Origin of the sequence: Gordonia sp. KTR9, from assembly GCF_000143885.2 — a bacterium.
In the GTDB taxonomy this organism is placed as follows: domain Bacteria; phylum Actinomycetota; class Actinomycetes; order Mycobacteriales; family Mycobacteriaceae; genus Gordonia.
Map to the genome: position 1 here is coordinate 3074408 of NC_018581.1, position 12571 is coordinate 3086978.

Annotated in this window: 12 protein-coding genes; all 12 read right to left on the bottom strand. The window is 69.3% G+C overall.

The features are described from left to right. Positions 1-4 precede the first annotated feature (4 nt). A complete protein-coding gene (gene scpB / locus KTR9_RS14720; RefSeq protein WP_014927026.1) occupies positions 5-763 on the bottom strand; it encodes an SMC-Scp complex subunit ScpB in 759 nt (252 codons plus the stop codon). Next, positions 760-1638: a segregation and condensation protein A gene (locus tag KTR9_RS14725; RefSeq protein WP_014927027.1), complete on the bottom strand. Its 879-nt coding sequence runs from the start codon at positions 1636-1638 to the stop codon at positions 760-762. Before KTR9_RS14725 ends, scpB begins: the two co-directional genes overlap by 4 nt. After that, positions 1635-2582, bottom strand: a complete 948-nt coding sequence (locus KTR9_RS14730; protein WP_014927028.1) for a ParA family protein — start codon at positions 2580-2582, stop codon at positions 1635-1637. Before KTR9_RS14730 ends, KTR9_RS14725 begins: the two co-directional genes overlap by 4 nt. Before the next feature lie 180 nt (positions 2583-2762). Next, positions 2763-3683, bottom strand: coding sequence for a site-specific tyrosine recombinase XerD (gene xerD / locus KTR9_RS14735; RefSeq protein WP_010844805.1), 921 nt, complete (start codon positions 3681-3683; stop codon positions 2763-2765). Continuing rightward, a complete protein-coding gene (locus KTR9_RS14740) occupies positions 3680-4315 on the bottom strand; it encodes an NUDIX domain-containing protein (protein WP_014927029.1) in 636 nt (211 codons plus the stop codon). The genes xerD and KTR9_RS14740 overlap by 4 nt, the downstream gene beginning before the upstream one ends. Positions 4316-4321: 6 nt before the next feature. Continuing rightward, the gene (locus KTR9_RS14745; protein ID WP_014927030.1) at positions 4322-6121 is read right to left on the bottom strand and encodes a CTP synthase; all 1800 of its coding nucleotides are present in this window, start codon (positions 6119-6121) and stop codon (positions 4322-4324) included. Positions 6122-6264: 143 nt separating this feature from the next. After that, a complete protein-coding gene (locus tag KTR9_RS14750) occupies positions 6265-7200 on the bottom strand; it encodes a copper transporter (protein ID WP_014927031.1) in 936 nt (311 codons plus the stop codon). Positions 7201-7203: 3 nt separating this feature from the next. Then, entirely contained in the window at positions 7204-8391 is a 1188-nt protein-coding gene (gene steA / locus KTR9_RS14755; RefSeq protein ID WP_044507963.1) for a putative cytokinetic ring protein SteA, read from the bottom strand. A gap of 103 nt (positions 8392-8494) precedes the next feature. After that, the gene (recN, locus tag KTR9_RS14760) at positions 8495-10249 is read right to left on the bottom strand and encodes a DNA repair protein RecN (protein ID WP_014927033.1); all 1755 of its coding nucleotides are present in this window, start codon (positions 10247-10249) and stop codon (positions 8495-8497) included. A gap of 2 nt (positions 10250-10251) precedes the next feature. After that, positions 10252-11271, bottom strand: coding sequence for an NAD kinase (locus KTR9_RS14765; protein ID WP_010844799.1), 1020 nt, complete (start codon positions 11269-11271; stop codon positions 10252-10254). 76 nt (positions 11272-11347) lie between these two features. Continuing rightward, positions 11348-12232 (bottom strand): TlyA family RNA methyltransferase, encoded by an 885-nt coding sequence (locus KTR9_RS14770; RefSeq protein WP_014927034.1) that lies wholly within the window; start codon positions 12230-12232, stop codon positions 11348-11350. Between the two features lie 43 nt (positions 12233-12275). Then, a complete protein-coding gene (locus KTR9_RS14775; RefSeq protein WP_014927035.1) occupies positions 12276-12566 on the bottom strand; it encodes a hypothetical protein in 291 nt (96 codons plus the stop codon). Positions 12567-12571 lie beyond the last annotated feature (5 nt).

Sequence of the window (12571 nt, forward strand, 5' to 3'; positions counted from 1 at the left end):
TCTCTCAGTCCTGTGAGTCGGTGGTGGTGCCACCGTCGATGATCAGTTCCTTCGAGTCTGACGGTTGAGAGGACAGTTTGGCGAATCGGGGATCCGCCAGCAGTTCCTCGTCGAGGTCGTCGATCAGGTCCACGTCGGGTAGGAGCGGCGCCAGATCGGGTAGCTCCGACAGGGACGCGAGGCCGAGGCGCTCGAGGAACAGCTCGGTGGTGGCATACGTCGTGGCGTTCGTGGTCGGTTCGTTGCCGACCTCGTTGATCAGCCCGCGTGCGACGAGCGTGCGGATCACGCCGTCGACGTTGACGCCGCGGATGGCGCTGACCCGGGCCCGGGTGACCGGCTGCCGGTACGCGATGGCCGCCAGTGTCTCGAGGGCCGCTCGGGTGAGCTTCGACCGCGCCCCGTCGAGCAGCAGCCGCTCGACGTACGGGGCGTATTCCGCTCGTGTGTAGTAGCGCCAGCCGTCGCCGGCGAATCGCAGATCGAAGCCGCTGCCCGACGCGGTGAGCTCGGACGACATCGCGTTGAGCGTCTCCCGGACCCGCGTGCGGTCCTGGTCCACTGCGTTCGCGAGTTCGTCGGTGGTCACCGGGGTGTCGACGACGAGGAGCACCGCCTCCAGCGCTGAGCGCAGACGATCGTCGTCGAGATACTCCCCGTCACCCTGGAGCGCGGTCTGCTCGGGTTCGGCCGGTCCCGGATCCTCCCCCGCGGCCGCCCTGGTCGCGTCGTATGTCTCGACGTCGGGAACGTGGTCTGTCATCCGTAGTCCTCTGCCTTGTCGATGCGCAGGTCGTCGGCGCCGCGTTCGCTGGTCCACATCACCGCCAGGTCCTCGAGCGCCACGGGTTGTTCGAAGGCGACGGCCCGCTCTCGGAACAGCTCGAGCAATCCGAGAAAGCTGCCGACGATCTCCAGCCCGCTCGCACAGTCCGCGGTCAGATCACGGAAGCTCAACCATGTGCCCGGCGCGGCACTGAGCAGGGACGCCATCCGACGCGCCTGGCCCGGAACGGACACCTTCTGCACGTCGTGCAGGTGGTCGAGGCCGACGGTGGGCACCGGGCGCGGCGTCAGCCCCGTCGCGGCGACCTGGGCGAAGCCGTCGGCGTCGACGCCGAGGGTCACCTCCGGCAGCAGATCCTCGAACCGCTTCTCCAGCGACACCGCCCGTGGGTAGCGCTGGAGCGCGGCCGCCTCGAGCTCGCCGAACAGAGCGGCCACCTGCTTGTACGCGCGGTACTGCAGCAACCGGGCGAACAACAGGTCCCGGGCCTCGAGCAGTGCGAGATCCTCGGGATCGTCCACCTCACCGGACGGAAGGAGGCGAGCCGCTTTGAGATCCAGCAGCGTCGCGGCGACGACGAGGAACTCGGTCGTCGCGTCGAGGCCCATCTCCGGCCCGAGTTCGCGCGTGTAGGCGATGAAGTCGTCGGTGACCACATGCAGCGCCACCTCGGTCACATCGAGGCGGTGTTGTGAGATCAGGTTCAGCAACAGATCGAACGGGCCCTCGAAGTTGCGCAGCTTCACCCGGAAGCCGGACTCCTGGGCGCCTTCCGGCGCCGCCCCTTCTCCGATTGTGGCGGGTTCGGAGGCCGCGGCGTCGGGCGCCACCTGGTCCGTGCCGAGCGTCATGTGCCTTTGACGTTGCGGGCGATGACCTCGCGCGCGAGCGCCCGGTATGCCTTCGCGCCGGCCGACCGCGGCGCCCAGGAGGTGATCGGTTCTCCGGCGACGCTGGTCTCCGGGAACCGGACGGTACGGGCGATGACGGTGTCGTAGACGGCGTCGCCGAACACCTCGACCACACGCGCCATCACCTCGCGCGAGTGCAGCGTGCGGGCGTCGAACATGGTCACCAGGATGCCGCCGAGATCGAGACGCGGGTTGAGCCGGTCACGCACCTTGTTGATCGTGTCGGTGAGCAGCGCCAGTCCGCGGAGGCTGAAGTACTCACACTCCATCGGGATGAGCACGGTGTCGGCGCAGGCCAGCGCGTTGACGGTGAGCAGACCCAGCGACGGCTGGCAGTCGATGAGGACGACGTCGTAGCGGTCGAGCACGGGGTGCAGTGCCCGGCCCAGCGATTGCTCGCGACCGACCTCGGTGACCAGTTGGATCTCCGCGGCGGAGAGGTCGATGTTGCTGGGCAGCAGGTCGAGACCGTCGACGCGGGTCCTCATCAGGACCTCGTCGGTCGCCACCTGCGGCGGCACGAGCAGGTTGTAGACGGTCTGATCCAGTTCGTGGTGCGGCACACCGAGTCCCGCGGACAGCGCACCCTGCGGGTCGAGGTCGACGAGCAGCACCCGACGACCGTATTCGGCAAGCGCCGCACCGAGATTGATGGTCGACGTCGTCTTGCCCACGCCGCCCTTCTGGTTGCAGACCGCGATCACCGTGGCGGGTCCGTGGCGGTCGAGCAATGCCGGTTCGGGAACGTCGCGATACGGCCGCCCGGTGGGCCCGATCTCGTCGACGTCGTGCCCTGCTTCTTCGGTGTCGTTGCCGGGCGACACCTGGATGCTGTACTGATCTCCCGGACGGGCGCCAGACCGCGGTGCGCTCGGAGTGGTCACGTGTCCGCCGCTCCCTTCGCTGTTCGATGCCGCTGCTGTTCGATCACGCTGCTGGTCGGTGCCGCTGTCGCCGCTGTTCGGTCGGGCAGCCGGTCCGCCCGTCGGCGTCCGAGCCTCGTATCAGCCTAGGACATCTGCCCGATCATTCCGGCGTCGGCGCGCCCGACGCGACCGCAGCGGTCAGCGCGCCCGCGGATGGGCGACGGCATAGACCTCGCGCATCGTGTTCACCGTCACGAGTGTGTACACCTGCGTGGTGGTGACCGAGGCATGGCCCAGGAGTTCCTGGACGACGCGGACGTCGGCGCCGCCGTCGAGGAGATGCGTCGCGAAGCTGTGCCGCAGGGTGTGCGGCGAGACCGCCTTGTCGAGTCCGGCACGTTCGGCCGCGGTGACGAGCACCTGCCAGGCGCTCTGCCGCGAGAGCCGGCCACCGCGAGCGTTGAGGAACAGCGCGGGCGTCGCCCGCGACACCAGCGCGGGCCGTCCGCGGACGAGATACGCCTCGAGAGCGTCGACGGCCGGTCCGCCGATCGGCACGAGACGCTCCTTCCCGCCCTTGCCACGAAGGCGAACCGCCCGCATGTCGTCGAGATCCAGGTCGTCGATGTCCAGCGAGGTGGCCTCGGAGATCCGCGCCCCGCAGCTGTAGAGGAACTCCAGCAGGGCACGGTCCCGCAGGCCGCGCGGATGGTCGTCGGCGCCCGCGGCATCGAGGATCGCGAGCACCTCGTCCACCGGCAGCGACTTCGGCAGGCGGCGGGCGGCGCGGGGCGGCCGGACATCGTGCGCGACGTCGGTCGTCACGATCCCCTCGTCCACCGCGAACTTGTGAAACCGCCTGGTCGCGACCAGGGTTCGCGCGATCGAACTGTCCGCGAGGGGCGCGAATCCCGCGTCGGCGTCGCCGCGCCGCAGCTCCACGAGGAACTCGCGGATGTCCTCCTCGGCCACCGTGTCGAGGGCCGAGATCCCTCGTCGGTCGAGGTATCGCCGGTACCGCTCGAGGTCGCGCCGGTACGACGACACCGTGTTGGCCGCCGCACCTCGCTCCACCGTCAGGTGATCGAGGTAGCGCGAGATGTCGGCGGCCAGGGTCACGACCGGCGGCCCCGATCGTCGGCACGACGGTTGCGTAATGCGGTCGGTTCGTCCGGCCACGGGGCGCCGACACCTCGCAGACCGGTCGTCGATTCGCGTGCAGCCGCCGCGGCCAGGATGCCGGCGACGCTGGTCGCGTTGACGATCTCGCCCGCGAACACCTGGGCGACAGCGTCGTCGAGCGGTACCCACTCCACCGTCATGTCGGCTTCCTCGTCCACGCGTTCGGCCGCGTCGAGGTGGTGCAACCCCTCGGCGAGATACAGCCGCAGCGCCTCGTCGGTGAACCCGGGTGAGAGGGCGAGGTCGACGAGGACGTGCCACGAGTCGGCGGCGAGGTCGGCCTCTTCGGCCAACTCGCGCTGCGCGGCGGCCAGGGGCTCCTCGTCGGCCTGGTCGAGCAGCCCGGCGGGCAACTCGAGCAGTCGGCGTCCGAGCGGATGACGGTACTGCCGCACCATCGCCACGCGACCGGCGTCGTCGCGGGCCAGGATCGCGACGGCCCCGAAATGCTCGACGACCTCACGCTCGGCGACGCGTCCGCCCGGCATCTCGACATCGTCGACCCGCAGGGTGATGATCGCGCCGTCGTACACCGTGCGGCTGTCCTTGACCTCGAAGTCGTGGCCCAAGGCGGGTCAGCCCCTGCCGACGGAGTCGTCGAGCGCTGCCTCGCCGAGCCCGGCCACCGGTTCGACCGTGACCGCGTTGACCGCGGCGACCGCGTCCGCGGGAGCGTCGTTCGACTCGTAGTCGTCACCGAGGTCGACCGGGAGGCGCTCGGCGGCCTTGTACTTCAACGCGGCCTCGATGAACGACCGGAACAGCGGATGCGGACGGGTCGGCCGACTCTTGAGCTCCGGATGCGCCTGGGTGGCAACGAGATACGGATGAACGGACTTGGGGTACTCGACGAATTCGACGAGATGCCCGTCGGGCGAGGTGCCCGAGAAGACGAGTCCGGAGTCGGCGATCTTGTCGCGGTAGGCGTTGTTGACCTCGAAGCGGTGGCGGTGACGCTCGGACACCTCACGCGTCCCGTACGCCTCGGCGACGACGGACCCGGCCTTCAGCACGGCGTCGTAGGCGCCGAGCCGCATGGTGCCACCGAGGTCGGCGTCGCCGGCCACGGCGTCGGTTTGATCGGCCATCGTCGAGATCACCGGGTGCGGCGTCTCCGGATCGAACTCGGTCGAGCTCGCCTCGTCGAGCCCGACCGACCGGGCTGCCTCGATGACGACACACTGCAGGCCGAGACACAGACCCAGCAGCGGGATCCCGCGGCGGCGCGCATACGAGATGGCACCGACCTTGCCCTCGATGCCGCGGATGCCGAAGCCGCCGGGGATCAGGATCGCGTCGACGTCGCCGAGCGCGGCCTGCGCACCTGCCGGAGTGGCGCATTCGTCCGAGGGCACCCACTTGATCTCGGTGCGCGCCTTCCAGGCGAAGCCGCCCGCACGAATGGCCTCGGTCACCGACAAGTAGGCGTCGGGCAGGTCGACGTACTTGCCGACCAGCGCGACGCGGACGGTCTCCCGCGGCTCGTGCACGCGGCGCAACAGTTCGCCCCACACCGTCCAGTCGACGTCGCGGAACGGCAGACCGAGCTTGCGGACCACGTAGGCGTCGAGGTGCTCGCTGTGCAGCACCTTCGGGATGTCGTAGATCGACGGGGCGTCGGGGGTGGAGATCACGCCGTCGAGTTCGACGTCGCACATGAGCGCGATCTTCTTCTTGAGCCCCTCGGGCACGTCCCGGTCGCAGCGCAGGATGAGCGCGTCGGGCTGGATGCCGACGTTGCGCAGCGCGGCGACCGAGTGCTGGGTCGGTTTGGTCTTCAGCTCGCCCGACGGAGCCAGGTACGGCACCAGCGAGACGTGCAGGAAGAAGACGTTGTCGCGGCCCACGTCGTGGCGCACCTGGCGCGCGGCCTCGATGAACGGCAGCGACTCGATGTCACCCACGGTTCCGCCGATCTCGGTGATCACCACGTCGGGCACCTCGCCGTCGGCGTCCGGCTCGCCCATCGCCAGCACCCGCGACTTGAGTTCGTCGGTGATGTGCGGGATGACCTGGACGGTCTCGCCGAGGTACTCGCCGCGGCGTTCCTTGGCGATCACCGTCGAATAGACCTGTCCGGTGGTCACATTCGCCGACTGCGAGAGATTGCGGTCCAGGAAGCGTTCGTAGTGCCCGACGTCGAGGTCGGTCTCGGCGCCGTCCTCGGTGACGAACACCTCTCCGTGCTGGAAGGGGTTCATCGTGCCGGGATCGACATTCAGATAGGGGTCGAGCTTCTGCATCGTGACCCGGAGGCCCCGCGAGGTGAGAAGCTGCCCCAGGCTGGAGGCCGTCAGGCCCTTGCCCAGCGAAGAGGCGACACCACCGGTCACAAAGATGTGCTTGGTGTCATGAACATGGCGAAGTGGTCGCAAAAGAAGTGTCTCCCGTCGGCCGAATCGGGGCCGATGCCCTGATTACCTACGGGACTCCAGGGTAACACCACCGGCGCCCGACGCCGCACCGCCACACCGCAGGCGGGCGTGGCGGCCCTTCCGCGAGCGCAGCGAGCCCGTTCTCACGCGGCCGGCCGGCCGTCGACGCCGACCGTGATCGCGGTCGCCCCCGCTCCGGTGCCGTAGGAGCCGGTCGTACCGTCGACCTCGGCGGCCAGGGCGAGGATCGTCGTGATGAGGCCGGTCGGCTGATCGATGTTGTCGACCGTCGAGACCGCGTTGGCCAGCGACGGATCCGAGCGGACGATGGCGATCGGCGACCCACCCGAGGCCGACCCGGTGCGCCCGACGAGTACACCGCCGACCCCGCGTGCCGACATCGCGGCAGCGAAGCGGCCGACGAGCGCGCCCTGCGCGCCCGAGTCCGGTCCGAACTCGTCGCCGGTGACCACGACGACCAGATCGGTCGGGGTGATGGCGTTGTCGGCGTAGTCGATGAATCCACCGTCGCGCAGCGTGCCGAGACCGGTCCGACGATCACCGGACGACGCCGGACGTGCCGTCTCGTTCGACAGCACGAGGGCCCCCAGGAGGTCACCGACCCGCCCGCCGGAGTCGGTCAGTTCGGCGCGGAGCATCGTGCCCGGCGGGATGGTCTGGTCGACGATCGTCCGCAGCTCCTCGGACTTGCCGTCGGTGAGCAGTGCGTCGGTCAGGGCCAGCTGTCCGCCGAAGCGTGCCCCGGCACCCGAGATCGACTCCTTGACCGCGTCGACGTCGGCTTCCGCCGCGTTTGGTGCGGTCACCACCAGAACGGACTGCCCCTTCAACTTGTCCGCGATCAGCCGCGGCGCGATGGCGAGGTCGAAGCTGTTGGAGGCATTGAGCTTTGCGTTGAGATCGTCGCGCTCGTTCTCCAGGTCGCCGATGCGGTCGCGGCTCGTGCCGGTCATCGAGTTGACACGGTCGCCGACGAAACCCGATCCCAGGAACAGTCCCAGGGCGAGCGCGAGAAAGACCGCGACCAGTGAGATCGCGTGCTGTCGTAGCGAGATCATCGGCTACCTGTTCCAAACCTCTCGTGCCCAGTCCAGCAGCGCGTTCCACTGCAGGACGATCCAGTCGGTGATGTCGGTGCCCGCATTCGACAACATCACGGCCGCGATCACGGCCACCAGGGCCGCGAGGACGACACACGCGATGGCCGCTCCCGACACCCGGCTGCGGTACAGCGTGGCGACCGCCTTGGCGTCGACCAGCTTCTGACCGACCTTCAGCCGCGTCAGGAACATCGAGGGATTGCTCTCCCGGCGCGAGCGGTCGAAGAAGTCGTCGAGTGACCCGGGATAGCCGACGGTGACGATCAGATCGGCGCCGTGGTAGTCGGTGAGCAGCAGCGCCAGGTCGCCGGCCGAACCGGCGGCCGGGAACGTGGTGGCGCCGATGCCCAGATCCTGGATGCGTTCGAGCCCGGTCGCATGGCCGTCGGTGTCAGCCGGAAGCACCAGCTGTGCACCGGATTTCAGCGTCGCAGTCTTCATGGTGTCGGGGTCGCCGACGACGATCGCGGGCTTGTACCCGGCCTTCATCAGGGTGTCCGCGCCGGCCCCGACACCCACCATGACGGGCTGATACTCCTTGATGAACGGCTTCAGGGAGCGCAGGTCGGCGGCGCGGTCGGCGCCTTCTCCGACGATGACGACATGGCGGCCCGCGACGTCGACGTCGATCTCGGGGACACCGACGCCGTCGATCAGCAACGGGGATTCGCTGCGGATGAACTCGATGGTGTTGCCCGAGAACGCCTCGAGATGGTCGACGAGACCGGCTTTGGCGCCGATCATGATGTCGGCGATCTCACGCTCGTCGAGTTCGGTGCCGAGAGCCAGTCGTCGTTCCCCGACGAACAGCCGGTCGTTGTGGACCCGCACCTTGGCGCCGTCCTTGACCCGCTTGAAGATGTCCGGTCCCACGTCGTCGAGCAGCACGATGCCGGATGCCACCAGGACCTCGGGCCCGAGGTTGGGATAGCGGCCGGTGATCGACCGCGAGGCGTTGACCACGGCCACGACGTTGGCCTCGACGAGGGCATCGGCGGTCACCCGGTCGAGGTCGACCTCGTCGAGGATGGCGATGTCGCCGGGCCCGACGCGGTTGAGCAGCCGTTTCGTGTTCTTGTCGATTCTGGCGATACCGGTCACGCCAGGCAGTTCTTCGGTGGTACGCGCGAGCAGTGCAGGCATCTTCATGACGGCCATGATCGGCCGAAGGCAGGTCTCAGCCGTGGAGGCGCGCCGTAACAGCAGCAACTTTTGTCACACACGCACCATGTGTTTCACCGTTCGTGACCGGTCAGTTGGCAGCGCGCTCCGTCTCCGCGATCGCCAGCAGTTCTTCGGCATGGGCGCGTCCGGTGTCGGACTCCCCCAGGCCCGCGAGCATGCGGGCCAGCTCGGCGACACGCTCGTCCCGATCGAGCGTGCGCACGCTGCTGGTGACCAGCGCACCCTTCTTGCTCTTGCCGATGACGAGGTGATTGTCGGCGAACGCCGCCACCTGCGGGAGGTGCGTCACCACGATGACCTGGTGCGCCCGGGCGAGCCTCGACAGGCGCTTCCCGATCTCGACGGCCGCGCGGCCACCGACGCCGGCATCGACCTCGTCGAAGACCATGACCGACCCCGACGTGGGTGCGGCGAGGACGACTTCGAGCGCGAGCATCACCCGCGAGAGCTCGCCACCCGATGCCGACTTCGCGATGGGCAACGGGGTGGCGCCGGGATGGGCGACGAGCGCGAACTCGACCTTGTCGGTGCCATCGGCGCCGGCGTGCACAGCGGTGCCCGCGACGGTGACCGCCAGCCGGTCGTCGGGCGACGCCGGGTCCGGGTTGACCGCGACGGCCAGCGCCGAGTCCCCCATCGCCAGCCCCTTGAGCTCACGGGACACCTTGTCCGCCATCGACTTGGCGGCCTTCGCGCGCAGCGTGTGCAACTTCTCGGCCGCGGTCTGCACGGCATCCCGGGCGGACATCGCGGCGACCTCGAGCTCCTCGACCGAGGCACGCGGGTCCTCGAGTTCGGCCAGCCTGGCCTCCGCGGTGCGGCGCCAGTCGATCACGCCGTCGACGTCGGGTGCGTACTTGCGGACCAACGTCTTCAGCTCGGCCTGACGGGCGAGAAGTTTGTCGAGTTCCTCGGCGTCGGCGGGCAGGCTCGAGGTGAAGGCGGTCAGTTCGGCACCGACGTCGGTGATGACGGTGAGCGCCTCGGCGACGCGCGGCACCAGGTCGCGCAAGGTGTCGTCCGCCGCGGTCTCGAGGAGCGTCCGGACCGTTCCGAGGCCCTCGATGACCGACGACCCCGATTCGCCCGCGACGAGATGGTGGGCCTGATCTGCGGCACCCCGGATGGACTCCAGGTCGGAGAGCCGACGGATCGTCGCGGTCAGGTCCTCGTCCTCCCCGGGCGCCGGGTCGACGGCGGCGATCTCGTCGATGCCGAACCGCAGCCGGTCGGCCTCCTGCGCGAGCTCCCGCTGGTTGGCGCGCCGGGTGTCGAGCTCGTCGAGCAACTCCACCCAGGCCGACCGCGCCTTCCGGTACGACTCCAGTGCCGAGGCGGCCTTCGGTCCGGCGAAGGTGTCGAGCGCGGCACGCTGGTGCTCGGGTCGCAGGAGGCGCAACTGATCGTTCTGGCCGTGGATGGCCAGGACCGCGGTGGTTAGTTGACCCATCACGCCCACCGGCACCGAACGCCCGCCCAGATGGGCACGGGACCGCCCGTCGGCGCTGACCGACCGGACCGCGATGACGGTGTCGTCGTCGTCGAGCTCGGCCCCGGTGGAGTCCAAGATCTCGGCGACGACCGGGTCTCGCTGCGCGCCACCGTTGTTCGCGAGACGGAATCGGCCCTCGACGATCGCCTTGGCACTACCGGTCCGGACGCGGGACGCGTCGGCGCGTGCGCCCGACAGCAGGTGCAGGCTGGTGACGATCATCGTCTTGCCCGCTCCGGTCTCGCCGGTGAGCACCGTGAACCCGGGATGGAAGCGCGCCTGCGCCTCTTCGATGACGCCGAGTCCGGTGATCGAGATCTCTTCGAGCACGCCTACGCCTGCCTCCCCCGCCAACCCGTGACCGGGAGGGCGAACTTGGTGACCAGTCGGTCCGCGAAGGGATCGGAGTCGATCCGGATCCATCGCACCGACCGCTCACTGCGCACGACCTCGACCCGCGCACCGGCGGGGACGTCGAGCGCGCGCCGACCGTCACACAGCGCCACCGCCGACCGTCCGTTCTTGTCGACCTCCACCGCTATCCGCGATCGTGGACTCGTGACCATCGGCCGTGCGAACAGCGCGTGTGCGTTGTTGGGGACCACCAGGATGGCCTCCAGATCGGGCCACATCACCGGGCCACCCGCCGAGAAGGCATAGGCCGTCGACCCGGTCGGTGTCGACACCAGCACGCCGTCGGCGCCGAAGGCCGAGACCGGCCGGCCGTCGACCTCGGTCACGAGCTCGAGCACACCGTTGTTGCTCGTGTTCAGGACCGCGACCTCGTTGAGGGCCCAGCTGCAGGCGGTCGGCGGATCCGGGTCGGCCGGATCGACGATGGCGATGTCGAGGGTCATCCGCGGTTCGATGCGGTAGTCCCGGGCGATCAGCTGGTTCATGACCTCGTCGACCCGATGGGCCTCCGCCTCCGCCAGGAAGCCGATGTGCCCGAGGTTGATACCGAGGACGGGGACCTCCGCGGGATAGGCCAGCTCCGCCGCCCGCAGGAAGGTGCCGTCGCCGCCCAGCACGATGACCAGCTCACAGCCCTCGGCCGAGGCGGACTCGGCGGTTGTCACCTCGACGACAGCTCCGAGGGACCGCAGGTATTCGGGATCGACCGGTACGTTCGGGGGACGCGGCGACCCGCCCTCGTTGTTGCGGTACAGCACGTCGTGATCGGGGGCGTCGCGGTCGAGAGTGTCATGGTCGACGACGCGGAGTGCGACGCCGGCGGCCGCACAGCGTCGCGCGATCGCTTCGATGGTGTCGAGAACGTTCTCGCGTCCGGTGTGGGCGACCACCAAGAACTCGCGGGCACCGGTGTGGTCCGGCGCCGAATCGTCGGTCACTGGTGATTCCCTCCATCGAAGTGCGGTCTGGGAAGAGTGCGGTGTCGGAGTTCGGCCACGTCACCGAACCGAGCGATCAGCGCGGACCCGCGGCAACCGCTTGTTCGATCATGGCTCGGAGTTCGTCCGGGGATCCGGTGAGGCGATCCGCGTCGGCCGAGTCCGACCGGTCGACCCTATCGCTCTGTCCCGACTCCCCGCCTGTCCGGTGGTGCTCGTTGTGCAGCCAGAGGAAGAACTCGACGTTGCCCGACGGCCCGGGCAGCGGGCTCGCGACCACACCCCGGGTGCGGAGACCGTGTGCGGCGGCTTCGGTCGCGACCGCCAGTACCGCTTCGGCGCGCAGCGCCGGGTCGCGGACCACACCGCCCGAACCGACCCGGTCCTTGCCGACCTCGAACTGCGGTTTGACCATCGGCAGCAGGTCGGCGTCCGGCGCGCAACACCGGGCCAGCGCGGGGAGCACCAGCCCGAGCGAGATGAACGACAGGTCGGCGACCACGACGTCGACCGGACCTCCGATGGACTCGGGCTCGAGATGTCGGACGTTGGTCCGGTCGTGGACCACGACGCGATCGTCGTTCTGCAACCGCCAGATGAGCTGTCCGTAACCGACATCCGCGGCGACCACCTCACGGGCGCCGCGCCGGAGCAGTACATCTGTGAATCCCCCGGTGGACGCGCCGGCGTCGAGGCATCGACGTCCCTCGACCACGAGTCCCTGCGGCTCGAAGGCGTCGAGTGCACCGAGTAGTTTGTGCGCACCCCGTGACGCCCAGTCGTCTCGTGGACCCTCGTCGACGACGATCGGAGTGTCGCGGGTGACGCCGGTGGCCGCCTTCGACGCGACGGTCCCGTTCACCCAAACCGAACCGGCATCGACGAGTTCACGCGCCTGCTCGCGTGAGCGCGCGAGACCGCGACGGACGAGTTCGGCATCGAGCCGTGCTCTGGTCGCCATGCTCAGGACCGTTCTTCCACCGACGACTGCGCCCCGCTCGGGGTCATCGTCGGTCGACGGCGTCGAGGGCCGCGGTGAGCGAGTCGTGGGCCTGCTCGAGGAGCCCGGCCTGACGTTCGAGTGCCGCAAGGGAGAACGTGTCGCCCACCGACTCTCGGATCTCGTCGACCTGCGCGAGTATCCCGGTGACCTCGGCCTCCACGTCGGGCAGCTCGCCCACGTCACCAGCCGCCCCGAACCCGTCGGCTACCGGATCGAACTGCCGACGCGGCATCGCACCCGGGGTGGGCCGGGACGGTCCTGGGTCAGCCGGGGAAGCGGTCGGGTGATTCATCGTGC